General features: G+C 61.3%; 24 protein-coding genes. 14 read left to right on the forward strand and 10 right to left on the reverse strand.

The window, feature by feature from the left end; genetic code table 11:
• Window positions 1-219: 219 nt before the first annotated feature.
• Both VES88_01495 and VES88_01500 read right to left on the reverse strand, forming a co-directional pair.
• Window positions 220-648 (reverse strand): type II toxin-antitoxin system VapC family toxin, encoded by a 429-nt coding sequence (locus VES88_01495; GenBank protein HYN80149.1) that lies wholly within the window; start codon window positions 646-648, stop codon window positions 220-222.
• Window positions 645-908 carry a hypothetical protein gene (locus VES88_01500; protein HYN80150.1) on the reverse strand — a complete coding sequence of 88 codons (264 nt, stop codon included), beginning with the start codon at window positions 906-908 and terminating at the stop codon, window positions 645-647. Before VES88_01500 ends, VES88_01495 begins: the two co-directional genes overlap by 4 nt.
• A 192-nt stretch (window positions 909-1,100) precedes the next feature.
• On the opposite strand from VES88_01500, the gene VES88_01505 reads away from it, so the two are divergent.
• On the forward strand, window positions 1,101-1,661 hold the full coding sequence (locus VES88_01505) for a hypothetical protein (protein HYN80151.1): 561 nt from the start codon (window positions 1,101-1,103) through the stop codon (window positions 1,659-1,661).
• A 4-nt stretch (window positions 1,662-1,665) separates the two neighbouring features.
• On the opposite strand, the gene VES88_01510 is transcribed toward VES88_01505, so the two are convergent.
• The 4 genes from VES88_01510 to VES88_01525 all read right to left on the reverse strand — a co-directional run bounded on the left by VES88_01510 (window position 1,666) and on the right by VES88_01525 (window position 5,758).
• Complete coding sequence (locus tag VES88_01510; GenBank protein ID HYN80152.1) at window positions 1,666-2,583, reverse strand: hypothetical protein; 918 nt, start codon at window positions 2,581-2,583, stop codon at window positions 1,666-1,668.
• A 114-nt stretch (window positions 2,584-2,697) separates the two neighbouring features.
• The gene (locus tag VES88_01515) at window positions 2,698-2,865 is read right to left on the reverse strand and encodes a hypothetical protein (protein HYN80153.1); all 168 of its coding nucleotides are present in this window, start codon (window positions 2,863-2,865) and stop codon (window positions 2,698-2,700) included.
• A gap of 47 nt (window positions 2,866-2,912) precedes the next feature.
• Window positions 2,913-4,193 carry a hypothetical protein gene (locus VES88_01520; protein ID HYN80154.1) on the reverse strand — a complete coding sequence of 427 codons (1,281 nt, stop codon included), beginning with the start codon at window positions 4,191-4,193 and terminating at the stop codon, window positions 2,913-2,915.
• A 713-nt stretch (window positions 4,194-4,906) separates the two neighbouring features.
• On the reverse strand, window positions 4,907-5,758 hold the full coding sequence (locus VES88_01525) for a methyltransferase domain-containing protein (protein ID HYN80155.1): 852 nt from the start codon (window positions 5,756-5,758) through the stop codon (window positions 4,907-4,909).
• A 343-nt stretch (window positions 5,759-6,101) separates the two neighbouring features.
• On the opposite strand from VES88_01525, the gene VES88_01530 reads away from it, so the two are divergent.
• The 6 genes from VES88_01530 to VES88_01555 all read left to right on the forward strand — a co-directional run bounded on the left by VES88_01530 (window position 6,102) and on the right by VES88_01555 (window position 14,280).
• Window positions 6,102-6,584, forward strand: coding sequence for a TetR/AcrR family transcriptional regulator (locus VES88_01530; GenBank protein HYN80156.1), 483 nt, complete (start codon window positions 6,102-6,104; stop codon window positions 6,582-6,584).
• A gap of 128 nt (window positions 6,585-6,712) precedes the next feature.
• Entirely contained in the window at window positions 6,713-7,090 is a 378-nt protein-coding gene (locus tag VES88_01535) for a hypothetical protein (protein ID HYN80157.1), read from the forward strand.
• A gap of 172 nt (window positions 7,091-7,262) precedes the next feature.
• A complete protein-coding gene (locus tag VES88_01540; GenBank protein HYN80158.1) occupies window positions 7,263-8,600 on the forward strand; it encodes a TolC family protein in 1,338 nt (445 codons plus the stop codon).
• Window positions 8,600-10,111, forward strand: a complete 1,512-nt coding sequence (locus VES88_01545; protein HYN80159.1) for an efflux RND transporter periplasmic adaptor subunit — start codon at window positions 8,600-8,602, stop codon at window positions 10,109-10,111. Before VES88_01540 ends, VES88_01545 begins: the two co-directional genes overlap by 1 nt.
• 9 nt (window positions 10,112-10,120) lie before the next feature.
• Window positions 10,121-13,222 carry an efflux RND transporter permease subunit gene (locus VES88_01550; GenBank protein HYN80160.1) on the forward strand — a complete coding sequence of 1,034 codons (3,102 nt, stop codon included), beginning with the start codon at window positions 10,121-10,123 and terminating at the stop codon, window positions 13,220-13,222.
• Complete coding sequence (locus VES88_01555) at window positions 13,219-14,280, forward strand: cation diffusion facilitator family transporter (protein ID HYN80161.1); 1,062 nt, start codon at window positions 13,219-13,221, stop codon at window positions 14,278-14,280. Before VES88_01550 ends, VES88_01555 begins: the two co-directional genes overlap by 4 nt.
• Window positions 14,281-14,295: 15 nt before the next feature.
• On the opposite strand, the gene VES88_01560 is transcribed toward VES88_01555, so the two are convergent.
• Window positions 14,296-15,087, reverse strand: a complete 792-nt coding sequence (locus VES88_01560; protein ID HYN80162.1) for a ferritin-like domain-containing protein — start codon at window positions 15,085-15,087, stop codon at window positions 14,296-14,298.
• A 47-nt stretch (window positions 15,088-15,134) separates the two neighbouring features.
• Between VES88_01560 and VES88_01565 the strand changes: the two genes are divergently transcribed.
• Window positions 15,135-15,668, forward strand: coding sequence for an NAD(P)-dependent alcohol dehydrogenase (locus VES88_01565; GenBank protein HYN80163.1), 534 nt, complete (start codon window positions 15,135-15,137; stop codon window positions 15,666-15,668).
• A gap of 10 nt (window positions 15,669-15,678) precedes the next feature.
• Here the strand turns inward: VES88_01565 and VES88_01570 are convergent, their stop codons facing one another.
• A complete protein-coding gene (locus VES88_01570) occupies window positions 15,679-16,134 on the reverse strand; it encodes a hypothetical protein (protein ID HYN80164.1) in 456 nt (151 codons plus the stop codon).
• Between the two features lie 302 nt (window positions 16,135-16,436).
• Between VES88_01570 and VES88_01575 the strand changes: the two genes are divergently transcribed.
• The gene (locus VES88_01575) at window positions 16,437-17,348 is read left to right on the forward strand and encodes an ABC transporter ATP-binding protein (GenBank protein HYN80165.1); all 912 of its coding nucleotides are present in this window, start codon (window positions 16,437-16,439) and stop codon (window positions 17,346-17,348) included.
• On the opposite strand, the gene VES88_01580 is transcribed toward VES88_01575, so the two are convergent.
• A complete protein-coding gene (locus VES88_01580; protein ID HYN80166.1) occupies window positions 17,300-17,719 on the reverse strand; it encodes a hypothetical protein in 420 nt (139 codons plus the stop codon). The genes VES88_01575 and VES88_01580 overlap by 49 nt on opposite strands.
• On the opposite strand from VES88_01580, the gene VES88_01585 reads away from it, so the two are divergent.
• Window positions 17,718-20,987, forward strand: coding sequence for an ABC transporter permease (locus VES88_01585; GenBank protein ID HYN80167.1), 3,270 nt, complete (start codon window positions 17,718-17,720; stop codon window positions 20,985-20,987). The two genes, VES88_01580 and VES88_01585, sit on opposite strands and share 2 nt — an antisense overlap.
• A gap of 55 nt (window positions 20,988-21,042) precedes the next feature.
• Here VES88_01585 and VES88_01590 read toward each other — a convergent pair whose 3' ends face one another.
• The gene (locus tag VES88_01590) at window positions 21,043-21,408 is read right to left on the reverse strand and encodes a hypothetical protein (protein ID HYN80168.1); all 366 of its coding nucleotides are present in this window, start codon (window positions 21,406-21,408) and stop codon (window positions 21,043-21,045) included.
• A gap of 229 nt (window positions 21,409-21,637) precedes the next feature.
• On the opposite strand from VES88_01590, the gene VES88_01595 reads away from it, so the two are divergent.
• The 4 genes from VES88_01595 (at window position 21,638) to VES88_01610 (ending at window position 26,148) form a co-directional block, all read left to right on the forward strand.
• Window positions 21,638-22,570, forward strand: a complete 933-nt coding sequence (locus tag VES88_01595) for a chromate resistance protein ChrB domain-containing protein (protein ID HYN80169.1) — start codon at window positions 21,638-21,640, stop codon at window positions 22,568-22,570.
• Window positions 22,567-23,703, forward strand: coding sequence for a chromate efflux transporter (chrA, locus tag VES88_01600; protein HYN80170.1), 1,137 nt, complete (start codon window positions 22,567-22,569; stop codon window positions 23,701-23,703). The genes VES88_01595 and chrA overlap by 4 nt, the downstream gene beginning before the upstream one ends.
• Before the next feature lie 19 nt (window positions 23,704-23,722).
• On the forward strand, window positions 23,723-24,697 hold the full coding sequence (locus VES88_01605; GenBank protein HYN80171.1) for an ornithine cyclodeaminase family protein: 975 nt from the start codon (window positions 23,723-23,725) through the stop codon (window positions 24,695-24,697).
• Window positions 24,698-25,242: 545 nt separating this feature from the next.
• A complete protein-coding gene (locus tag VES88_01610) occupies window positions 25,243-26,148 on the forward strand; it encodes a hypothetical protein (GenBank protein ID HYN80172.1) in 906 nt (301 codons plus the stop codon).
• Window positions 26,149-26,172 lie beyond the last annotated feature (24 nt).

A 26,172-nucleotide genomic window follows, 5' to 3' on the forward strand; every position in this document is an offset into this window, starting at 1 on the left:
CATGGATTGCAGATAACGCAACTTTGTACGGGTTCGTACACTTTGCGTTTTAGTCCCGGCGAAGCGTAACCGACAAAATGGTGCTGTTTTCCCGTCGCGTTTTATTTTCGCTCGCCATCCCTCGCGGAGCGTCGCCACTTTCGAGAACGGCCTTCACCTGGCATCGAGACCCACATCGCGGCAGCAGGTTGATGCCGACACAACGAGGGGTTCGGTGCGTCAGGACAACGGGTTAGTCCAGCGCAATCGTTCGAAGCGGGCGAAATCCGCATCGGTAGAGCAGAGCTCGGCGCCGTGTTCGATGGCGAGCGCGGCCAGGTGCGCATCGGTTGTGAGATTGCCGGCGGAACCGGCGTCCAGGAGCAAATCGCGAAGGATGCTCCAGTGACCCTCGCCGGGCTCGAGTGCCGCAACCGAAGCTTGAGAGAGCCACGCGTCGACGGTACGCAGGGCATCGTCGACTGATAGAGGATGCTCGAACACCCTGGGGCTCGTTGTCACGCGAATGAATCCGAGCAGGACGGTCCAGGCGAGTCCGATACGCTCTTCGCCTGACATCGCGTCCTGGAGCCACCTCATCGCCGCCGAGTGGCGGGGGCTGTCTCGATTGACGGCGTACAGCAGCAGATTGAGGTCAATGACCTTCACTTGCGCAGCGTCAGCTCGCGGGCGGTTTCCTCGTCTTCCATATCGCCGGCGAGATTGAGCGCCTTCTCGAGATTGATGGAAGGCCTGGGGCGCCCCATCGAAAAGGTCGGTACGTGAAAGCGCCCGCGCCTTGCCGGTTGTTCCTCGAAACCGCGCTCGAGCACCACCGCGAGATATTCCTTCACGCTGACGCCTTTACGCCGGGCAGCTATGCGGAGGCGTTTGAGGAGGCCGGCCTCGATGTCTACCGTGGTGCGCATGTTTGATGCTAAGGCATCTTTTGGATGGTGTCAACGCATCCCAAGAGAACGAGGCTCGAGGCAAACACGCGTGACGGCCGGCCCGTTGGTCGAGCCTGGCGCAGTGCTGCGCGGGTGCTCATGCGGTTTTACTTGCGATTACCAGGGGCCGACCACATGATAGCGATCCAGTCAATGGATTTCGGAGGAAGAATGGCACCGATCGTGGTGCGCGCAATCGTTCTCCTGGCGGCGGCGCTTGTGTCGTCGCCTGCAAGGGCGCAGGTCATCGTAGAGACGGGAATCCTGTCCTCACCCAAGATCAAGGATCTGGGCGCCATCTTCGACAAAGCCTCCAGGGAGCCGACCGGAGCAAAGCCCAAGACAAAACCGGGCGCTTCGCCGGCGGCTGCACCGGCAAAGCCGCGAGTGCTGCCGGACTCTTTTTCAGGCGAGACGGAAGATCCAATGTCGATCCTCCACGTCAATGCTGATGTTCTAACGCGCTTTTCTGCAGCACTCGCCGCTGAGGCCGCGCGGCGCAGTCAGGGCGCTCCATTGACGCGATTGAAATACGATGAGGTCGGCGCCGCAGCAGGCGGGTTCACATCGCGACAGTATTTCGTGCTGAAAGCGAGGGTCAGACCGTTCTGCGAGGCGATCGCCGCAGGTAAGCCGCCGTCCAACAATCTCACGCTATCGTACATGCCAACAGAAGCAGCTGTGATAAGGCCGCGCTGTCCCGCACTTCTTCCTGCGCTCAAAGCGCTGTAGCTCGCTACGGCCGCCAGGCAGGCGAATGACCTCCGGCGGTCAATCGTGTCACGTTCGAGCCGTCAGCATTGCTGATGAGCAGACCTCCCTGCTTGGCGGAGAACACGAGCTTCGTCGCATCGCGTGACCAGACTGGTGAGTACCCATCCGCAATGCGAGTAACGCCGCTGCCGTCAGGTGCCATCAACGCAATTTCACCAGCATCCTTCTGCAAGTTCCAGAACTGGAATGCGATCCTGCTGCCGTTCGGGCTCCACGCAGGCGCGGCCGCGTAGTATTCGTTGCCCGTCAGCCGCGCGAACCCCGTTCCGTCGCGGTTCACTGCGCAAACGCCCATACCGTACCCGTGCAAACATTGGAAGGCGATGCGCTGGCCGTCTGGAGACCACGATGGCTCGAATACGTCGTGGACGAAGGGGAAAGACAGCTGCCTGAGCTCCGACCCGTCGAGCCTCATGAGGAATAGCCGGCCGGGAATGTCATGACGGACAAACGCGATCATATCGCCAGCCGGCGACCACGCCGGCTCGACTCCGAGGGCCCCGCCGGGCTGGGTCGTGATCTCTCGCGTCTCGGGCTTCATGATCTGAAGACCGCCGCTCGAGCAGCGGTAATACGTTTCCCAATCGGTCTCGCACCTGGTATCCGAGAACATGAATCTCGTCGCATCAGGCGACCAGGAAGGCGACCAGCCGTATCCCAGCTGCACCGCTCCCGACCCGTCTGCGTTGATCAGAGTCAGCCCGTTATCGACGTAGACGATTTGTCCGAGCGGGGAGGGAGTCGTTGCCGGTGGTTCGGTCGGAGGCGGTCCCGGTGGGGCGATCGGATACTTGTCATCAGGACCCGAAGGACTGTCTGTGCAGGCAGCAGCTCCAAGCGCGAGCGCAACACACAGTGCTGCTTCAAAAATTCTCTTCATGCGTCACCTCACAGTGAGCCGCAACGATGAGATTTCATACCGTGCCTGGAGAGACTTCTTCGCAGGCTCTCGGTTCTCCCCGATTCGAAGGACTATACTCGATACTGCCCTTAATCACGACCTCGTTGCCTCATCTCTTTTTTCCCACGTGCGGCCGGTGCGAGCATCACGGTCCACCTGCGCCATTTGCTTCTCGCCATAGCGCTGGCCCGACACTTTTTTCGCGCGCGAGTCGACTTCGACCTTGAAGCTAATGTGGACGCCGTTGCGCCTCGAGTCCAACAGATCAACAGGTTACGGACTCGGCTGGTTTCGTCCGCGGCGTAACTCTACGGTGCCGCGGAACCCATTCCTTTCATCACGGGCATCGAGCTCATCGGCAAGTGAAAAGGCCGAAGGCGAAGAAAAAAGAATGCGCCCATGGGAGTTTGCGAACCGTAGCCCGGTTCGAGAGACGCCGGAACAAAGTTCAGGGTTCCAGCGGCTCCAAGACCAATCGTCGCCCACCGAACACGTGCAACTTCCCGAATGTATCCGAGCTGCGCCGAGCCTACGTTGAACCTGGTCAACGACTGATCCTCGTCGAGCGCGAGATCCTCGCCCGTTTTCTGAACCAGCTCGGTTCGGCCAAAGAGAGTGTTCCTGGTATCGAGAATGATCTCGCTCTCCAGAAGGATGCTGTGCGTCGCGCGCGCGAGCGCGCCATGGCGATTCATTCCCCAGCTCAGCGTACTCGCGGCTTGGCCATCGGACCCGAGTTTGCGGCCGTGCAGGATCGAGGCGGTAATGCGATGCATGGACTCGTCCGGGTGCAGTGCCTCGGGCGACTTGAGGTAACCGAACCCGGCGGCAACACTCCAGTTAGCCGTTGGATTGAAGGTGACGCGTCCGGAATACGAATCGAGTTTTATGGGATCGAGATTCCAGCGGCTCTCATCCGGCTCTCTTCCGTTGAAAACGGAGGTCTCGAGCTGCCAGCGCTTTGTCAGCAGTCCAGCGGTGATCACGCCGAAGCTCACATGCGTCGCGTCTTGCCAGTGATGCCCAAGGGGAGCACTGGGATTGTCCATCGCTGAAGGTCGGTGCATGAATGCGACAGGGCCGAGCGCGGGCTCACCGGACGGCGCCGCGTAGATACTCCACGCAACGTCCTTGTTGAGCTCGCGTTGATACAACGCGCCGAGCTCCATGAAGAATTCATGGGGATGCTGGCGATCGTGAAGCGGTTCTCCCTTGTAGGTTTCACCGGTTTGGAGCAGCAGGGGATATCCACTGGCAGTCACGGTCGCAGGATCGAGACTCAGCATCGTTCTCGCCTGGAAATGGCCTCCTGCGATCCGGCGACTTGCCATGAGCATCATCCAGTTCAGTGATCCAAGCTGAGCATCACCGCGCCGGCCGCCTTGCTTATCGTATTGGCCGAATACGAATCCGTGGGCCATCACGTCCCACTGTCCGAGCTTTCTGTGGCGCGACGGAAGTGTTGTTGCGTCGGGAATCCAGGTCGTGCCGGACCCCATGCGATCCATCGGTATCCCGAGCGGACCGGACATCTTGTCGTGCGAGCCGGCGTCACTCATCGCCGCCGGCTTCAGCGTATCCGAGCGCATCGCTGGCAATGGTTTCTTTGCTGTCGTTGCCTTCGGTTTCGCTTTAGATGTCTTTGCAGGAGGTTTTTTTGCCGGAGCCTTTGGCTTCGGCTTGGCGGCAGAAGACTTTGTTGTGTCGCCCATTCCAGGCATGCCTGCGTGCTGGGCAGAAAGATTCGAGCTTGTACCTGCGACAACAGTGAGCACGGCCGCGAGAGCGGCCACATATCTAAATGGCATGTGAGTCGAAGTCGTTGGATTGAGCCGGCCGCGATGCTCGCGACGGCGATTGAGACCAGAGTGCTCCTGGTCTCGAGCTGATCGAGCTGAGGGCCTAAGCCTTCGGCGGAGGCGGCTCTAGATCAGGCGACTGACTCGACGGGAGAGATTCTTTGGGGTGCGCGATGCGATCAGGCTTCAGGTGGCCCCGGGTGTCGCTGTCTGGGATCGGCGTGGAGGTCGAGCTGGTGCACGATGTTGCGTGTTGGCAATCCTCGCTTCCAGTTCCGTTGCCACGCGTGTGGTGCGACTGAGAAGGCGAGTCGCTGTGGTGGTGACTCCCGCCATCCATGACGTCCTTTGCGTCCTGCGAAGCGACCTCATGCGGCATTGCAGCGCAGGCATTGCTCCAACCTGAAAAGGAGAATGTCAGCACCATGAGGCCGGTAATCATTGCACTGAGGCGTCGCATCACGAGGGGAAACCTGTGCAGTTTTGGTGCCCGGTGCGGTTGATCATTGCTGAGAGCGGCGTCGGAAGAGAGTCTGGGCCACGCCGGCGAACCGGGAGTGTGTCACGACGAGAAGGCCAATGATTCCCGCGATTGCGACGGCCGACAGCGCCAGCCGCGTCGAAGCAAGGCGAAGGACAATCCCGTGACCGGCAACGAGGGCGACAATCAGCACCGCGAACATCCAACGTGGAGTCGGGAGAGACTCAAGAGATCTGGACGTATGCGCCTGTCGATCCTGCAGATCGTCGTCACGAATGCCAGGCGCCGTGGCGAGGGCGAAGTGCAGGTCACCGACTCCCACCGAGCCGCTCTCTACGACCCTCACGCCCGATTCAGCCAGCAGCTCGGTCATGTCGCGAAGAGCGAGATGACCATGCCGATGGAAGCGGGCAAGCAGGCCCTTTCGCTGTCCGGCCGGTGTTGCAAAATCGACGGCTAGCACGCGTCCCCCGGGTTTGAGCACCCGGCGCATCTCGCGAGCGCATTGCTGGCGGACAGGCCCGGGGAGATGATGCAACATCAGCGTGCTCAGGACGACGTCGAACTGTGCGTCGGGAAAGGGAAGCGCTTCCACGATTCCTGTTTGAAACACCACGTCGATGCCGGCCTTCATCGCCTTTCGCCTCGCTTGGTCGATCATCTCCGGCGACGCGTCGATGCCGCGAACCGTGCCTGCCGCGCCGACGCGACGCTTGGCCACGATTGCCAGTGTGCCTGTGCCGCAGCCCACGTCGAGAACCGTCTCGCCCGGTTCCAGGCGCGCCAGATCGGCCAACCGCGCGCGGAATCCCGGCTCACGACCGAGCGTCAGGAGCCACGCAAGCAGATCGTAGTATCGGGCCTGTGAGTGCATGACCAGGCCCTTGGTGTGAGGCACTGTCCCATCATTCGTCGTCACGTCACAATCCCTCGGGCAGAAATTAATCGGCGTGGCAGCCTTTGACCTTATCGACAGACTAGTGCGAAGCAAGATGACCGCCTGCATCGTAGTATAGTTGCGAAGCTCTCGACGCGAAGGACATCGAGGCGTGAGCGTGCACTTATGGACAAACAGGCGAGGTGTGTTCGGTATCTCGGACCGTGACAGGAGAGAGCGGTGTCAAACAATCGCACGAAAGATCGGCGCATTCAGAAAACTCAGGGCCTTCTTCACGGTGCGCTCGCGTCGTTGATTCACGAGAAGTCGTACGATTGCAGTGAAGGAGATTCTGGCGCGGGCCAATGTCGGGCGGTCGACCTTCTACGTTCACTTTCGCGGCAAGGACGAGCTGCTCGAAAGCGCGATCCGCGAAATGCTTCGCACGGGCGAGGTGAGCTCCCCGATGGAATCGGCCGGCCCGGCGGACAGGATTCTTCGACTCAGCCTACTCCTGTTCGAACACATCGAACGGCAACGGCAGGCCAGCGATTCCTCACTGGACACGCAGGGGAAGGCAGTGGTTCACGAGCACCTCGAGCGGGTGTTGGCCGAGCTGGTCGCTGACTACCTGGAATGCGTTAGTCGGCGTCAAGGGAGCGTACACGACGTACCGGCCGATCTTCTCGCCCGGTATGTGGCATCGACCTTCATGCTCGTGTTGAACTGGTGGGTGGAGAGCAAGGATCCGTTCACCTCGAGAAAGGTGAACGACATGTTTAGAGCGCTGGTCTTTCGCTCAGTGACCGAATCCCTGGCGTAGTCGGGTAAAGCCTGGCTCCGACCTCCCAGTCATATCAGATGCGGCTCCCAAAAATTGACGAAAGACAAACTGCTTGCTTCACCTGGAGTTGGCACCTCTGTCTGCTCGGGCTACATTAACCGACTGTGATGCGATTCGGACGCTTCCCGCTTCTCAGGGCCCTCGCAGGCCTCGCGATTGCCATCGCCTCGCCCGGCGCCGCGCTGAGCCATGGGGTTGCGCACGACCATGACCAAAGGGGCGGAGCTGGCCATACGTCGTCGCATCACGTTGATGCCGCTGTATCCGCAGAGGAGCATGCGGCGGATCATGGTCATCTCCGAGTATCCGAAGCATTGCGGATTCGCGCGGATGTCTCCGATTTTATTCCGCTCATATCGGCTGTATTAGCTGGTGATCTGCTGGTCATCTCGCCGCAGCTCTCTCTGCCAGTCTCCGATCCCACGCTCCTCGGAGAACGCACTACCGGCCCACCGCCAAAACTTCGCGGCCCGCCAATAGACTGAGTCCTTGGCCGATGCTTCCTCGCATCGGCTGAGCGTGTTTCTGCGCGTCTGAACGACCGCCGTCGCGATCGATCGACCGCCCGAACGCACGTCCTCCTCTCCTCAGTCGTTCCATCCATTCCGCAGCGCGCCTCCATTGCGTCGCGGAGTGAATCAACAAAAGGCCAGAGCTTTGAAAACCAACACCGTACCCATTGTGGCGATGGCGGCATTATGCTGCTTCGCATTCCCTGAGATTTCGCGATCGCAATCGCTGGCCCGCCTGTCCCTCGACGAGGCGAAAGCGATGGCGCGGATTGCGAGTCCGGAGCTCAGAGCAGCGCGAGAGGCGCTCGAAGGCGCGCGTGGCCGCGAGCGGCAAGCTGGCGCGTTCGTCAATCCGGCCCTTGCCTACTCTACCGAGCGCACCTCAGGAGCCGGTCAAACGAACCGTCAACAGATCGTCGGACTTGAGCAGCAGATCGAGATCGGTGGTCAGAGAGGCGCTCGAAGAAACTCGGCCGCCCTGCGCACACGCGCCGCCGAGGCGAGGCTCGAGTCCGCTCGCACTCTCGTTGACTTCGATGTGGCGAGATCCTACGCGCTGGCGGTCGCCGCTGATCGGCGGGCGGCCCTGGCTCGTCAAGCGGCGGCAGCGTTTACCGAAGCTGGAAGAGTGAGCGAGCGCCGGTTGGCGGCAGGCGACATCTCCGTCTACGCGGATCGTCGTCTACGTCTCGAGGCGGCGCGTTATGCGGCTCTCGAGGGCGAGGCAAATCTGGTCCGTCGCTCGGCTCGGATCGCATTGTCGGCTCTCGTTTCCGCCTCCGCCGATTCGATCGGAGTCACCGCGGCCGTCCTCACGGACTCACTACCAATTGCGGTGTCACACCTCAACGTGGCGGCCATGCAAGCCGCGGCCCTCCGCAATCGTGCCGACTACAAGGCTGCATTGCTGGAGACCGAAGCGCTCGCTGCGGAGGCACGGCTCGCTTCGCGCGACCGCATTCCGACACCGGTGTTGTCTGGTGGATTCAAGACTGAGAACTCCGCGGGCATATCTGAATCGCTCAACGGCTTCGCCGGAGGCCTCTCGTTCCCGATCCCGCTTTGGGATCGTCGAAGGGGCGCTATTCAAGCAGCCGGGGCAGAGGTGCGTCGGGCCGCAGCCGAAAGAGAGTCTGTGAGAAGGCGAATTGCTCGCGAAGTAGTCGAAGCCTACGACGCGCTCGCGGCGATCGAGCAACAGCGAGCGACGCTCGCCCCTCAGCTCGGCCCGCAATCAGCCGCGGCACTTCGCTCCGCCCAGGTCGCTTATGACGAAGGCGACATAACGCTTATCGAATGGCTCGATGCTGTGCGTGCGTATCACGAGGCGGAGTCAGCGTACTCGAATCTCCTGGCGGAGTTTCTGATTCGCCGTGCAACGCTCGAGCGCGTGGTCTCGGCGCCGCTGACAGCGCTCCTCGCAATCCAACAGCAACTCAGCACAGCGCGTGACGGGCAGACTCTGGAATCGGAGAGGGACTGATGAACAGAGAAACAGCAGTCATGCACCGTCATATCGCTCGTCTATCGCAGCTTTTGATCGTAATCACCGTGTTCGCTTGCTCGAAGGCGGACGAGACCGATGCTGCAGCCGAGCCGGCCGGCGGAGCGATCACGTTGTGGACTGACAGCACCGAGCTATTCATGGAGCATCCCGCTCTCATTGTTGGATCCCCTGACAGGTTCGCGGTGCATCTCACGGACATCACGGACTTTGCCCCCCTTCGTTCCGGGCGAATCACGCTTCGCTTCAAGCCCCGCGATGGCAGCGCACCCGTCATTGTGACGCAGGACACTCCTCGGGCGCCGGGGATATATGGTCCAGCTCCCGACTTCAAACGTCCGGGAGTCTACGATCTGACCCTGCTGGTCGAGAGTCCTCAGGCCCGCGACAGTCTCACAGTGAGGGGGCTCAAAGTCTATGCAAAAGCCGACGAGGCCCCACGCGAAGTGGAGGGCGGAGAGACGGGGATAAGCTTCCTCAAGGAGCAGCAATGGAAGACGCCCGGGTTCAGAACTACCTTCGCAACGAGCGGCGACCTGTCCGCCTCGTTCGACGCGACGGGCGTGATCGAATCGGCTGCGGGCAAACAGGCTGAGGTGACAGCTCCTATCGCCGGCCTCGTCGATGCAGCGAGCGTCGCCCGCTCACCAACGCCTGGCCAGCGCGTCAGGCGAGGCGATGTCCTCGCATATATGACTCCTTCGCTCGGAGAAGGAGGCAGCGCGTACGCGGAAGCCCGCGCCGCGCTCAGGGAGGCCCAAGCCGAATACTCACGGGCGAAACGGCTTGTTGAAGCAGATGCAGCGCCGAGGCGGAGACTCAACGAAGCGGAGAACCGGCTTCAGGCAGCTCGTGAAGCTCTTGCTGGATTCGCGGGCGGAGGACTGATGTCGGGAGGCCGCATACCGATTCGCGCTCCGATCTCGGGGGAAGTCGTTCGCCGCAACATTGCCCTCGGCGGTCGCCTCGAGGCAGGCTCTCCGCTCTTTACGATAGTTGATCCGTCGATTGTGTCACTCAGGGTCAATGTTCCCGCGGCTCAGGCATCGCTGATCACGCCACGGTCTGGCGCAGGGTTCACCGTCGAGGGGGCCGAGCGCCGCTACGAGGCGGCCGCGGTACTCTCTGTTGGGAGTGTGATCGACCCGGCATCGCGAACACTTCCCGTGATTTATCAGATCCCGAATTCAGACGGATCGATCAAGGTGGGCCAGAACGCCCGCGTACAGATCCAAACGGGGCAACGCGTGAGCGGGGTGTTGATTCCGGTGTCGGCGGTGCTGGACGAGGACGGTCGTCCGATTGCTTACGTGCAGCCGGAAGGCGAAACCTTCGAAAAACGGGAGCTCAGATTCGGAGGCCGACAGGGAGATCGCGTGCTCGTCCTCGAGGGAATCAAGTCAGGTGAGCGAGTAGTAACAGGCGCTGCGTATCAGGTGAAACTCGCCTCACTTTCTACGAGCGTGCCCGCGCACGGTCACGAGCACTAGGAAATCACGATGCTGAACAAGCTGATTGCCTGGTCGCTCAAGAACCGCGTCATGGTGCTTGCAGCGGCGACGCTGGCACTCATTGCAGGCGGATGGACCGCCTACCGCATGCCGGTGGATGTATTCCCTGATCTCACCGCTCCGACGGTGACGATTTTGACAGAAGCCCCCGGCATGGCTCCCGAGGAAGTGGAGGCGCTCGTCTCCTTTCCGATCGAGACCGCCGTCAACGGAGCGACCGGGGTCCGACGCGTCAGGTCGTCCACCGCTCAGGGAATCTCCGTTGTGTGGGTGGAGTTCGACTGGGGCATGGAGATTTTCCGAGCCCGGCAGATAGTCTCGGAAAAACTTCAGACCGTCGCGAGTGCACTTCCAACGGGAGTAGCGGCGCCTCTTCTCGCGCCCGTTTCCAGCGTGATGGGAGAGATCATGATGATCGGTCTCTCGGGTCCTCAGTCGCCACAGGATATCCGCACGGTCGCCGACTGGACGATCCGGCGCCGGCTCCTTGCGGTGCCGGGCGTCGCCCAGGTTGTTCCGATCGGCGGAGAGGTCAGGCAATACCAGGTACTGCCTGAGCCTGCGCGAATGATGTCAGCCGGCGTGACGCTGGACGAGATTCTGCGCGCGGCCGAGGGATCGAATCAGAACGCTTCCGGCGGCGTGTACATGGCGCAGGGACAGGAGTACGTCATCCGGGGAATCGGCCGCGTTCAGAGCGCGGACGACATCGCGAAGACAGTAGTCGCGGTGAAGGGAGGTATCCCGGTTCTACTCGGCCAGGTCGCTGACGTACGGATCGGAGCGGCGTCCAAATACGGTGACGGCTCCGTCAACGCAAGGCCGGCGGTCGTGCTGGCGGTGCAGAAGCAGCCGGGAGCGAACACGCTCGAGCTCACGCGACGCATCGAGTCGGAGCTGAGCGGGATGGAGCGAACGCTTCCCAAAGGGATGAAGGTGCACTCGGACCTGTTCCGGCAGGCAGATTTTATTTCCGTTGCCATCGAGAATGTGATCGCCGCCCTGAGGGACGGCGCGGTTTTCGTGGTCATCATCCTTTTCCTTTTCCTCTGGAACCTGAGAGCGACGGCCATTTCAATCGTGGCGATTCCACTGTCGCTGATGGTGGCCATCTTCGCCATGAAGATGCTGGGTATCACTATCAACACGATGACCCTCGGAGGGATGGCGATCGCCATCGGCGCGCTCGTAGACGACGCGATCATCGACGTGGAAAACGTGTTCCGGCGGCTGAAGGAGAATCATCACCTTCCGCCGGGCGAGCGGCGGCCGGTGCTCACCGTGGTCTACGAAGCGTCGAGGGAGATTCAGGCTTCAATCCTCAACGCTACGCTCATCATCATTGTCGTCTTTCTTCCCCTCTTCTTCCTCGGCGGAGTCGAAGGGCGGCTGCTGCGGCCCCTCGGCTTCGCCTACGTCGTCTCCATTCTTGCATCGCTGTTCGTCGCCGTCACCGTCACTCCGGTGCTGTGCTCCTACCTGCTTCCGAACGCGAAAGCTGTTCGCGATGAGAGCGAAAGTCGCGTCGTCACGTGGCTCAAGCAGCATTATTCCGGAATTCTCGAAAAAGTATTGAGCCACCCCAAACGGGTGCTATGGGGAGCCGTCGGAGCGCTCGGTGTCACGCTCGCCGCACTTCCGTTCCTCGGTTCAGCGTTCCTGCCCGAGTTCAACGAAGGCGCGCTGACGGTGTCTGTCGTGACCGTGCCCGGCACGTCTCTCGAGGAGGCGAACGGAATCGGCAGACGCGTCGAGCAGATTCTTCTCGCGAACGAGTCAGTGGACAACACCGACCGGCGGCAGGGAAGGGCCGAGCTCGACGAACATGCTCAAGGGGTGAACGCTGCGGAGATCGATGTCACGCTGAAGGAAGAGATCGACAAGGAAAAATTGTTCGAGGACCTTCGAAACGAATTCTCCGTGCTGCCGGGAACGAACGTCACCATTGGCCAGCCGATCGGTCACCGTATCGACCATATGCTGTCAGGAACGAGGGCCAATATCGCGGTGAAGATTTTCGGCTCTGATCTCTACCGATTGAGGCTTGTTGGCGCGCAGGTGCGTGACGTGATGCAGGGTGTGGAGGGCGTGGCTGATCTGCAACTCGAGCAGCAGATGGACGTGCCGCAGCTTCGCATCCGGGCGGACAGGACTGCACTTGCGCAGTACGGGATGAGCGTCGGAAACCTGGCGGAGGCGATCGATGTGGCATTCAACGGCGAGGTCGTTTCTCAGGTTCTCGAGGAAGGGAAAACCTTCGATCTCGTCGTGCGTTTCCCGGAGGAGATGCGTTCCGGAGCCGAAGCAATCGGCAACGTGATGTTCGATACGCCTACGGGGCAGCGAGTGCCGCTGTCGCAGATGGCCAGAATTACCATCGACCGTGGACCGAACACCATCTCGCGTGAAAACGTGCAGCGAAAGATCGTGGTCCAGGCAAACGTAGCGGGGCGCGACCTCGGTAGTGTCGTCGCGGACATAAGGAGCGCGGTCGCCGAACGAGTCACGCTTCCCGCGGGGTACCACATCGAATACGGCGGCCAGTTCGAGGCGCAGGAGGAGTCTACCAGGACACTGTCTGCGCTCTCACTTCTCTCGCTTGCCGCAATCTTTCTCATCCTCTACGCCGAATTCCGCTCGACGCGAACCGCGGCGCTTGTCATGGCAAATCTTCCGCTTGCCCTGATCGGTGGCGTGGCGGCAGTCATGCTCACGGGTCGTGTGGTAAGTATCGCGTCTCTTGTTGGGTTCGTGACGCTGTTTGGGATCGCCACGCGGAACGGGATATTGCTGGTGTCCCACTACAGGCAGCTTCTTGCCGAAGGTGTCCCCTTCGGCGAGGCGGTGGTCAGAGGCTCGCTGGAGCGGCTCTCGCCGATCATGATGACGGCGCTTACGGCCGGCCTTGCACTGATTCCGCTTGCAATCGGCGGCGGAAAGCCGGGTAACGAGCTTCAGACTCCGATGGCAATCGTGATTCTGGGAGGATTGCTCTCGAGTGTAGTGCTGAACATGGTGGTGCTTCCCGCTCTTTACTGGCAGTTCGAATCGAAGACTTTCGTACCGCTTGAAACGGCGGCCACGCCATGAGCGGGGAGGAAGCGGGTCACGGTCACACGCACGGCATGGTCGATCCGTCGATCACGAGTAACGAGCGCGGCTTGTGGGCGATCAAGTGGAGTTTTGTTGGCCTGGCGGTCACGGCCGCAATACAGCTCGTAGTCGTATTTATCTCGAGCAGCGTCGCCCTGCTTGCCGATACAATTCATAACCTCGGCGATGCCGCCACCGCGATCCCGCTCGGCATAGCGTTTCTGTTCGCCAGGCGGCCTCCGACGCGGCGGTTCACTTACGGATACGGGCGGGTCGAGGACCTTGCCGGTCTGGCGATTGTCCTGACCATTCTCGCGAGCGCGGCGGTTGCGGCCTACCAGGCCATAGATCGTCTGATGCATCCACAACTTGTCACCCACCTGGGTTGGATCATGGGGGCGTCGATTATCGGATTTGCAGGAAATGAGCTCGTGGCGGTGTTTCGAATCCGCGTGGGCCGTGAGATCGGGAGCGCTGCACTTATCGCTGACGGATATCACGCCCGAACCGATGGCTGGACGAGCCTGGCGGTGCTTGTGGGAGCACTCGGTGTCTATTTCGGCTATCCCAAGGCGGACCCCATCATCGGGCTCCTCATCACGGTCGCTATTCTGTTCATCGTGTGGCAATCAGGGAAGACCATCCTCAGCCGCATGATTGACGGCGTGGATGCCGGCGTAATTGATCGGCTGGAACATGCCGCCGGCCACGTGCCGGGGGTTGCGCGGGTGAAAGACGCACGGGCGCGGTGGATCGGGCACCGGATGAGAGCCGAGGTCGCCGTAGCGGTCGATCCGAATCTCAGCGTGGCCGAGGGGCACCAGATAGCGAAACAGGTTGAGGAAAAGCTGCGGCTCGAGCTCGATTTTCTTCAGTCGGCGATCGTCCATGTTGATCCGATGACTGAATCCGGCGAGGCTTATCATCATACTCCGGCCGAGCGAGCGGAGCCAAACACCGACTCGGTGCGCGATCTTGGGGTACGTGAGCATGGTTCAGATAAGGAGCGCGAGCCTCGACACTCCCATGGTGACCATGGCCATTCGCACCAGTAGTGATCGTTCACATTATCATGTTGTCCGCAATGGTCCGTTCATACCGTTTGGGAAAATTCCGCCGCCTGAGACGCCCGCCCGGTCAGTGAGGTAAACGATCCGCAGCACCTGCTGCGGAGTACGACTGAACGCTATACCGTCTGCGTTCGACGGAACGATATTAGCGCGCCCGCCCATGGCGATTCCCTGATCGAGATCCGCCGGGCCGTCCAATGAGTCTCTCGCGTCTGAGATCGAATTAGCCGCGTTGCGTGCCTGGGTGCCCATCCGATACAGCGTCGATCGCGCCATGCCCATGTGATAGGCTTCTACCGCCAGAATTCCAGCCGCCGCATCGAGGTTGGCCTTGCTGGTCAGAAGAGGTACCGCGCCATGATACGCGGTGACACCCACGTCTTCCATCAGCATCCCGCCCAGGTAGAAGTTCATCTCGCTGGCGAAAGGATCGAAATTATCCCCAAGTCCCGCAGCTTTCGCCGCTCCGGCAAAACCACCTGCGATATCAATAGCTGGACGACTCACTGCCTGGCTGCCGAGCACGCGCCGGTAAAAACGCACATGTGCCAGTTCATTCTGGGCGACCTCTTCCATGAATTCCCGCAGGTCGCTGTTTTGCCAGGGAACCATTTTTCCCCCTGTAACCGCGCCCGGATTCCCACCGGCATCGGCGGCGTCCATTCCACGCTCGGTGGTTCCCCTGAGGTAGTACTCGGTTTCAAGAGACTCTAGATTGAGGGCGAAGTTGAAGATGTCGACATCCGTGATCCCGCTCGCGGGGCTTGCTGGCGTTGAGGCGCAGGACGGCACTGCAAGGCCTTCGAGACAAGGGGCGGATTCAGCCTGGCCAGAAGGTATTGATCAACGGAGCATCGGGAGGTGTCGGCACGTTTGCGGTGCAAATCGCCAAATCATTCGCAGCAGAGGTGACCGGGGTTTGCAGTACGAGGAACGTGGAAATGGTCCGATCAATCGGCGCAGACCCCGTCATTGATTACAGGCGTGAGAACTTCACCGAGGGCGAGCAGCGCTACGACCTGATTCTCGACAACGCCGGCAACCATTCTCTGTCGGCAATCAGGCGTGTCTTGCGCCCGAAGGGGAGATACGTTCAGGTCGGGGGGCCTGACAAAGGTCAATGGATCGGACCGATGGCTGCTCCGCTCAAAGCGGTTCTGTTCTCGCGCTTCGTGAGTCAGAAGTTCGTGATGTTCATCGCGAGAGGGAACAGAGACGACATGACTACTGTGAGCGATCTAATGGAGGCCGGAAAGGTGACTCCGGTCATCGACCGACGTTACGGTTTGAGTGAGGTCGCGGACGCTATCCGGTATCTGGAGGAAGGACACGCTCGAGGAAAGGTCGTCATAGTAGCTGAGCGCAACGATTAGTGCAGAGGCATTACTGCCGTGTTCCTTCGACCACAAAAACGCGAATAGTGTCGGGTCCTGTTGTCTTGTAATGGGCCAAATGGGTGCCCGCCAGCTTTCCGTCGTGCATCCAATACTTGATGTCGCTCCGTGCCTGAAGTCCCTTTCGAATGGGACTCTCGTTCCAGTCCGTTGCCGCGAGCACCGTGTCTCCGCTCATGCCCGTCCTTCGCATCGCGGCTCGCAGGCCGTTGGGGAAGGTGATTGTCCACGCTGTGGAATCGCGTGTGTCGAGCAAGTACTGTGACACGACAGTGTCTTTTCCTTCGGGCTTCATGATGACTGTCCATGTCCCAGCAATACTTGCGAGCGACATGGCTGGAGCGACGGCGGGTGCAATCGCAGTCGTGTCAGCAACCGGCGGTGCTTCCTTAGTGCTGCACGCAATGACGAGGACGGCACATCCGAACAAGGCGCTAATGCGCATCAGCATTCCTTTGAAATGGTAGGTCCGGCGGCACACGTGAGGCCGTGTAAACGCAGGGCAAACGTACCGGGACCTCGAAAACGCTGCAAGCCACAGCACCGAGCATGAGGCAACGCCAACGCTGGTCACGGCTGCGGGCGACCTTGACTTGATGGCCGTTTACTTTACGTTGCAGAGTACTTTATACAGACCACCCGGAGTCAGCGGTGAGGAACGACGATACCGCGTCCATGGAGAATGAGAATGAACACGTGTCGTGATTCCGCGGTCCCCGAATTCCCGCTCGAACGGGAAGTCTGACCATGCAACTCCACATCCGCAACATCTCCAAGACGTACCCGAACGGCGTGCAAGCGCTGAAGGAGGTAACTCTCACCATCCCGGCGGGAATGTACGGCCTGCTTGGGCCCAACGGCGCGGGCAAGTCCACGCTCATGCGCATCATCGCCACACTCCAGGAGCCGGACACCGGCACCATTCACCTGGGCGACATCGACGTCGTGCAGCAGAAGGACAAAGTGCGGCAAACGCTCGGCTACCTGCCCCAGGAGTTCGGCGTCTACCCAAAGGTGAGTGCGGAGGACCTGCTCGATCACTTCGCGCTGCTCAGGGGCATCGCCGAGCGCCGGGAGCGCAGGGAGGTCGTAGAGGCGCTCCTCCGGCAGACGAACTTGTGGGAGGTACGAAAGCAGAAGCTCGGCGGCTACTCGGGCGGCATGAAGCAGCGCTTCGGAGTCGCCATCGCCCTCATCGGCAATCCCAGGCTTCTCATCGTCGACGAGCCGACGGCCGGCCTCGACCCGTCCGAGCGCGTGCGATTCCTGAACCTGTTGAGCGCGCTGGGCGAGAACAGCGTCGTCCTCCTGTCCACGCACATTGTCGAGGACGTGAGTGAGCTGTGCACAAAGATGGCAATCATCGACGAAGGGGAGATTCTGCTCGAGGCCGAGCCGCTGCGCGCAGTCGACGACCTCATTGGCCGCATCTGGCGCCGCGTGGTCTCGAAAGAAGAGCTCTCTGAGGTGGAACGAGACCACGCGGTGATCTCCACCAAGCTCCTTTCCGGGCGCACCCTCGTGCACGTTTTCAACGACACGGCGCCGGGCCCCGGCTTCGTACCCGCCGAGCCCGACCTCAAGGATGTCTACTTCAGCACGATGGCGGGTCACATCGGCCGGCGCCGTGAGCAGCCGGAGCCGCAGGCAAAGTCATGAAGTTCCGGGAAATCTTTCGCTTCGAGTTCGCCTACCAGATACGCCGTCTCTCGACCTGGCTCTACTTCGCGGCCCTGCTCGCAGTTGCTATCCTCTTCGTAAGAGGAGCCTTTCTCGCTGACGCGCTTTACGCCGATTTCTTCCTGAACGCGCCCTTCGTCATCGCGAGCGTCACGGTGTTCGCCGGCCTGTTCTGGTTCGTGGTGGCCGCGGGCGTAGCCGGCGAGGTGGCGGCGCGGGACGTCGAGACGGGGATGCATCCCCTCACCTACACCGCCCCCGTCAGCAAGGCCGAGTATCTGGGGGGGGCGATTCCTCGCCGCCCTCGTTCTCAATGCGTTGATCCTGCTCGCCGTGCCGGTGGCCGTCATGCTCGCCGTCTACTCGCCGGGCATGGATGCCGAGGTCGTCGGTCCGTTCCGGCCGGCTGCCTACCTCACGGCCTACGGCTTCCTCGCGTTGCCGAACGCCTTCGTCGGTACGGCGATCCAGTTCGCATGGGCGGCACTGGGCCGCCGGGCCATCGCGAGCTACCTCGGCAGCGTGCTCCTCTTCTTCGTGGCCTACGGTGGGATGTTCGTCGTGGCGTTTGTCGTGGAGCGACAGGACCTGGCGATGCTGCTCGATGTCTTCGGCCACGTGTTCATGACGGACGATCTGATCCTGGGATGGACGCCGATCGAGAAGAACACGCGCCTGATCGAGCTGGAGGGCTCGCTTCTCCGGAGCCGCCTCCTGTGGTTCGGCATCGCCCTGGGGACGCTCGCGTTCACCCACTCCCGCTTTCGCTTTGTCCATCATACGCCGAGCCCCTGGTGGAGCCGCATCGCGCGTCGAGATGTGCGCGCCCCGACGCCCGCGGGCAGCGACATCGCGAGAAGCGCGATCGCCGTGCCGGAGGTCCGGCAGACGTTCGGCTTCGCCACCCGCGCGCGCCAGATGCTCCACATCGCTTGGGACTCGTTCTGCACGATCGCGAAGAGCCGGGGCGGGCTGGTCGTACTGGCCGCCATCGCTGCCGTCGTCGTCGTGGTCTTGCCCGAGAACATGAACAACATGGGCACTCCGCTGCTGCCCAGGACCGAGTATGTCTTGTCGTTTCTGACGGCTTCGCTGACCAATCCCATGACCCCCTGGGTGGTCATCCCCATGCTCATCGTCCTCTACGCAGGAGAACTGGTCTGGCGGGAACGCGAGGCCGGCCTGGGTGAGATTACCGACGCGGCGCCGGTGCCCGAATGGGTCCCATTCCTGGGCAAGTTCCTGGGGCTCGGTCTCGTCCTCGTCGTGTGGATGGCGCTCCTGACGATCGCCGGGATGCTCGTCCAGGTGCGCATGGGGTACGACAAGTTCGAGATCGGTCTGTACCTAAAGGTGCTTTTCGGGCTTCAGCTCCCCGAGTATCTCCTCTTCGCTCTGCTCGCACTGTTGGTGCAGGGGCTGGTCAATCAGAAGTACATCGGCCACCTGGTGGCACTCATTGTCTACGCGTTCATGCTCTTCGCCGCAAGGCTCGGGATCGGGCACAACCTGCTCGTCTACGGGTCGGCTCCGGACTGGTCGTATACGGATATGCGCGGCTTCGGCGCGTCCCTCGGGCCGTGGCTGTGGTTCATGTTCTACTGGGCCGCGTGGGCGCTGCTGCTCGCGGTCGTGGCGAGGCTGCTCTGGATGCGGGGGATGGAGGGAGGCATCGTTGTGCGACTCCAGCTGGCGCGCGGCCGCTTCACGCGTCCGACGGCCCGGTTGGCCGCGGCGGCCGTTGGGCTCGTGCTCACGCTGGGCGGTTTCATCTTCTACAACACGAACGTGATCAACGAGTACCGAAGCGCCTCCGACATCATGGAGCTGCGCGCCGAGTACGAACGGCGCTACGGGCGGTATGCTCGGATACCTCAACCGCGTCTGGCGGGGACCAGTCTGCACGTTGAGATCTACCCCCGTCGGCGAAAGGTCGATATTCGCGGCACGTATCGCCTCGTGAACCGCAGTGCTGTGCCGATCGACTCCATCCACCTGGCCACGGCTCGTGGTGTCGAGACTGGAGCGGTGAGCCTGGACCGGCCGGCCAGACGCGTGGCCGCGGATGACGTTCTCTCGCACCACATCTACGAGCTTGAGGCGCCGCTCCAGCCCGGCGACTCGCTACAGCTGAGCTTTACGGTGAGCGCCGAACCGCGGGGGTTCCGGAACGGCGGCGTCGACCCCTCCGTGGCGGCGAACAGCACCTTCTTCAGGAGCGATTGGCTGCCCGCCATCGGTTATCAGCCGAGTCGCGAGCTCCTTAGACCCGGCGAGCGGCGGGCGCACGGGCTCTCTCCGCGCCCCCTTTTCCCTCTTCTCGCCGGCGCGGAAGGTGGTCAGGACATCACCGGCGAAGCTCAGGATTTGACCGGAACCGACCGCATCGCCGTCGAAGCGATCGTGGGCACGGACGCGGATCAGGTCGCCGTCGCGCCGGGCGTGCTGCGCCGGACATGGACGGAAGGCGGGCGCCGCTACTTCCACTACGCGACCGAGGCTCCCATCGGGAACGAGCACCGCTTCTTCTCGGCCCGTTACGCAGTGCACGAAGAACAGTGGACGGACTCTTCGGCAGGCTCAGTGCGGGTCGTCCCGATTCAGGTCTATTATCACCCCGCGCACGTCGCGAACCTGGACCGCATACTCCGCAGCGTACGCGCCTCAATGGATTACTACACGCGCGAGTTCGGTCCGTACCCGTACGGCAACATCAGGCTCGTCGAGAATCCCGGTCGTGGAATCGGCGCGCACGCCGATGCGTCCACGATCGATTATACAGAGGGATTCTCCCGCTTCAATCCAGCGGATGATCCGCGGGGCCTCGATCTCCCGTTCGCGGTCATTGCGCACGAGATGGCGCACGAGTGGGGAGTCCCATACGCTTATGTCGAGGGAGCCCCGCTGCTATCCGAAAGCTTCGCGTGGTATGCCGCGATGGGGGTCGTGAAAGAAACCTACGGGCGCGAGCACCTGCAGCGGCTTCGGAGATTTTTCCGGCAGCCTACTCCCATCAAGCCTATACGCCAGTCGGTCCCGCTGCTTCGGGCCATGGATCCGTACGCGGCCTACCGCAAGGGTCCCTTCGCGCTGTTTGCCATGCGCGAGTACATGGGCGCCGAGCGGGTGAACCTGGCGTTCCGGCGCTTGATAGAGAAGCATCGTTCGGGAGCGCCTCCCCTGGCGACCTCCCTCGATCTCTACAGGGAACTGCAGGCGGTCACGCCGGACTCACTGCGGTACCTGCTGCACGACCTCTTCGCGGCGAACACCTTGTGGGAGCTCAAGACGGACCAGGCCACGGCGAAGCAGACCGCGGCAGGGACGTGGGAGGTGACGCTCCGCCTGAGGGCGCGCAAGCTGACAGTCGATCCCGCGGGCGTCGAGGCCGATGTGCTTATGAATGAATGGGTGCAGATCGGCGCGTTTGCCCCGGCGGCGCGGGGCGCGGACTTCGGCGAGACGCTGTACCTACAGATGCACCGCATCCGCTCTGGCGAGCAGACGATCACGGTGACGGTGCCACGTAAGCCGTCCGACGCCGGCATCGACCCCCTTCACCTGCTAATCGAGCTGGAGAGATTCGATAACGTCGAGGAGGTGAAGATCGAGAGCTGAGCGCATGACACGCGCATAGCGAGGACGTATCACTGTTGGATGCTGGTATCGTTTGCTATTCGGGTTCGAAGAATGCCAAAAGGGCGCCGAGCGCGATGGCGACGCCCAGTCCGACTGTTCGTCCGAAGCTGAACTGACGGGTTTTGACGTTGCTGACCGCAGTTACCGGAACCGCTGTCCGACTGTTCTGGACGACGGTCCCGCCGGTCCGGGTGCCGACGATACTGTCGCCCTCGAGACTCGGGTTTCTCACCACGATCCAGCCGACATTGTTCATCGTCAGCGCAATTTTACCGTTCCGCTGTTCCTGCACGACTTCGGGAACCGGCCGCTGATCGGATTGCCACGCCTGGCACGCGCCGGCGAGAAGGATAACAACAGCCCCAGCGGCGAATCGGCTGACACCTAGAACGAGAGGCATCGATGATTTTCCTTTAGCTGTGCAGAGATTACCGGGACGACGAGAGAGAAAGGTAAGTGACGTCCAAGTACGCAGATACCTCGCGGGGAAGATCGGCCAGTTGCGTTTGTAAAAGGTGTGTGATACAGTAGTGATATAAACTATGTCACAACTGAATCATAGTGCGTCTCGCAGTTGGCTGCTGCTTGTCCACCGGCTCCCGCCCAAGCCGGACTATCTCCGCGTCAAGGTGAGACGCCGGCTGGACCGCATTGGTGCAGTCGCGATCAAGAACTCCGTCTATGTCCTGCCGGACCGCATCGACACCGCCGAGGATTTCCAATGGCTCGCCCTCGAGATTCAGCGAGACGGAGGAGAGGCTCTCGTCTGCCGATCGGAGTTCATTGCCGGCATTTTTGACGAAGACATAATTGCGCGATTCAATGCCGAGCGTGACGAAGCATACCTTTCGATCCGAGAGTCGGCCGCGGCTGATCTCGACGAGTCGGATCTCGCGACAGTCTCGTCTGGCACAGATTGGCGCGAGACCGTCCGGAAGTCCTTTGCGCGCGCGCAACGGCGGCTCGACGAAATAGCTCGACTCGATTTCTTCGGCGCCGAAGGGCGGTCCCTAGCTGAAGCGGAGCTCAGACGATTTCACGATCTGCTTCAACGGAAGTCTTCGCAACAGCCTGATGCCCGCGGCGACAAGGCCGCGGAAAATCCGCAGCCAGATTCGGGAAGCGAGCCTCATCTCCCTGGAGCGACGTGGGTCACTCGCGCAGGGGTATTTGTCGACCGCATGGCAAGTGCCTGGCTCATTCGAAGGTTCATCGACCGCGAAGCGAGCTTCAAGTTCGTCAGCGTTGCGCGGTATCAGGGAGCTTCCGGCGAGCTTCGCTTCGACATGGTGCCCGGCGAGTACACGCATGATGGCGACATGTGCACGTTCGAGGCTCTGGTCGAACGGTTCAAGCTTCACGACCCCGGCCTTGTCGTGATTGCCGAGGTGGTGCACGACATCGATCTGAAGGACGACAAGTTCGCCCGCAGCGAGGCGCCGGGAATCGAGGCGGTGCTGACGGGGATCGTCAACGCGGTGACGGACGATGATGCGCGACTGTCCGCAGCCTTCCCAATCTTCGATGCGTTGTACGATCGCTTTCGAAAATCGGCGGGATGAAGCAGAGGCTCGCGTTTCTCTACTTTCTCCGACTGGGGGCGACGGGCTTTGGTGGCCCGATCGCATTGGTGGGCAGAATGCGTCGCGAGCTCGTTGAGGACCGTCGCTGGCTAAGTGACGAAGAATTCGGCAACGGCCTTGCCCTCTCGCAGCTCGCTCCGGGTCCGCTCGCAGCTCAGCTGGCGATGTACATCGGCTGGTTATGGGGCGGGATGCGAGGTGCGGCAGCAACCAGCGTCGCGTTCATCGCTCCGTCATTTCTGATCGTCATCGTCTTCGCTGCGCTGTACCGTCGCGCAGACGGAATCCCCTGGCTCGTCGCGATGTTCTCCGGAGTAGGTCCGGCTGTCATCGTGATCATCGGCCGGTCTGCCGTTCGGCTCTGGCGCACGACACTCGGGAGCGACTCCGTTCTCTGGCTCATTGCCGCCATCAATGCAGTGGCAACGGTGATTACGAGAGCGGAATCAGCCGCGCTTGTCGCGCTCTCGGGCGCGGCGATCATGCTGCTGCGCGGCGGGTCGTATCGTATGGAGGCTGCAACAGCGCGATCCGTTGTGGCGCCGTCGTTCGCGCTCTTGTCAGCAGCTGGTCTGCCCGCGTTCCCGTTGCTGGTCACGCTGTTCCTGTTTTTCGCGACTGCGGGCCTCGTTGTCTTCGGCAGTGGATTGGCAATCGTTCCTTTTCTTCACGGCGGAGTGGTAGAGCAGCATCATTGGCTTACCGAAGCGCAGTTCATGGATGCAGTGGCCCTCTCGTTTATCAGTCCCGGGCCGGTGGTGATGATGGTTGCATTCATCGGATTCATGGTGGCCGGGCTTGCGGGCGCCTCCGCTGCCGCTCTAGGAGTTTTCCTGCCGGCATTTGCGCTCGTGGTGATTTTCGCGCCGCAGTTCGCTCGCATAGTGCGTAACGCTCGACTTCGCTCGTTCGTCGCCGGAGTCACCGCCGCAGCAATCGGCGCATTGATGGGAGCGGTCATTGTTCTTTCCATCCGGACATTTCGCGATTGGCGCGCCGTACCCATCGCGGCGGCGGTGCTTGCCACGTTCATCAAGTGGCCGCGAATTCCGGAGCCGGCCGTACTAGCTGCAGCGGCCGCCGTCGGGCTCGCCTTCTGGCTGAACGCGTGACGGAGACGACGTGACGCTGATGCTGACCAAGAGTGAAGTTCAATCCCTGCTCGACATCGATGCGTGCATCGATGCAGTGGAGGAAGCTTTCCTGGCGCAAGCTCGAGGATACGCCCTCAAATCGGGGGTACTGGGGACGCACGTCGATGGCGGCGGATTTCACGTCAAGACGTCAGGACTCAGCTGTGGCCGCAGGTATTTCGCGGCGAAAATCAATGCGAATTTCCCGGGAAATCGTTTGCTGAACGGTCTTCCAACGATTCAGGGCGTTATCGCGCTTCATGACGCATCGAACGGAAGCCTGCTTGCGCTAATGGATTCCGTCGAGATCACGACGCTCCGTACCGCGGCTGCAACTGCCGTAGCCGCGAAACAGCTCGCACGAAACGACGCAGGCACAGTGACCGTGATCGGCTGTGGCGTACAGGGGCGAAGCCAGCTCGTTGCTCTGTCGCGGATTCGTTCTCTTGTCAGTGTGAAGGCTTACGATGTCGACAATCGCATCGCCCGCGAATATGCGGATGGGATGAGCCAGATCATTGGCTGCGCCGTCGAAGCAGTCGATGACTATCGGATTGCCGCGCGCGAGAGTGACATCATTGTCACCTGCACGCCCGCGCACGATCCAGTATTGAGCAGGTCCGATGTCAGAGAAGGGACGTTTATCGCCGCGGTTGGCGCCGACGGCGAGGACAAACAGGAGCTCGAGCCCGCGCTTCTGGCTTCGAGCAAAGTAGTTGTCGATGTAATGGAGCAATGCGCCACCATTGGAGATCTTCACCATGCACTCGACGCCGGACTGATGCGCCGTGAAGACGTGCACGCGGAGCTTGGCGACATTGTAAGTGGACGGCGGCCGGCACGTGAGAGCGCCGGCGAGGTGATCATCTTCGACAGTACGGGAACGGCGCTCGAGGATGTCGCGGCAGCTTCCCTCGTCTACGAGCGTGCCATTGAATTGGGAGCGGGTTCGCAGATCTCACTCACGAGCTGACGTTTCCTGTCGTATACCTCTCCATGCGATTGCTTGCAATCTCGTATTCAGGAACCCTTGCTGACCGGATGCACAATCCCCGTCGCAATAAAAGTCCTTGTAAGATCGAAAATCTCTCTTAGTTTGGGCACTCGCAAAAGACGTAGGCAACAACGGTGACGGTGGGTCGTCTTTATAGCAGACCCAGAGGATAGCTGATGCATCACCCGAAATTATTGCGGTCGATATGCGTTCGATCCGCGATGATCCCCGCAGCACTTTTTGGCGTAATCGTGTCCGGGTGCGCCGATGACCAACCCGCAGGCCCCAACGTCGGCCGCGAGCTCCCGCGTGCCACGCGGGTTTCTGAGGTCCCCTTTAACAGGTTCTTTATCGCGTGGTCGAGGAGCTACAGCTCCAGTCCGATCCAGACGCAGCTATTCGCACTAGACCCTCGACAAGACCGGCAATACGCCGATTGGTGGCCCGATCAAACCGTTCTATCCTTCGCGAGCGCTAACCCCGGCCGGCTGTATATCGTCGGTGATGAGCCGGACCAGTCCTGCATGGATCCCTCCGAATACGCGGGTATCTATCACTACTTCGTTACGACAGTCCGCCGCACGGATCCGACAGCACGGTTCTCTCCCGCCGGCTTTACAGAGCCGAACGAGCAATGTTGCCCGCCCGGAGACTTGCCGTGCCAGTCGAGGATGCACTCGATCGGTTACGCCGATCAGTTTTACAGAGCGTATGTGCAGCGCTATGGCGTGGCGCCAGTCGTTAACGAATGGCGGTTCCACGACTTCGGAATATCGTTCGCTGATGGAGATGTGAACGGCTGGTGGTCGAGGGTAGACAGCGAGGCAGCATGGTCCGTCGCCCACGGCGCGAACATGGTACTCGGCGCGTGGGGATTTATCAGGTGGGAGCAACCCACGTCGGCGTTTCAGGAATTCATGAAGCAGGCGATCGGTCGAGTCAGCAGCGACAAGAGAATCAATGGCGCCGTCTATTGGCACCGCGACCGCGAGTTGAATGCCGCTCACTATCTGGAGAACGCTGATGGGAGTCTAACGCCGGAAGGACAAACGCACGTCAACCCGCTGACGGACGTACCGACTGACGTAAAAGTCGTAGGGTCGGGGAACGGACAGGCAAAGCTTCGATGGAGCAACACGACCTCAGCCTGGGCGGCTGAGACGGAGTTCTGGGTGCAGGCGCCCGGGTCGAACTCCTTCGTCTATCACAAAACGGAGCCGGTCGCCGGTCCCGGCGCTACGCAAACTCCGCCCGTTGCCTTCAGCGTCGGCGACAGGGTAAAAGCGCGCGTCCGTTACTACAACGTCTACGGTCACGCCTCCTGGTCGTCCTTCAGTAACACTGTCCTGCTCGCATTTGCCGCGCCGAAAGCGGAGCAAAGGAAGGGAGTTGGGAAGCGTCCACTCTTCTGCTTCTTGCAGTTCTGTTAACAGCGGTTCGCCCGCAATCCCGTT

Source organism: Gemmatimonadaceae bacterium (genome assembly GCA_035633115.1).
GTDB lineage: Bacteria > Gemmatimonadota > Gemmatimonadetes > Gemmatimonadales > Gemmatimonadaceae > UBA4720.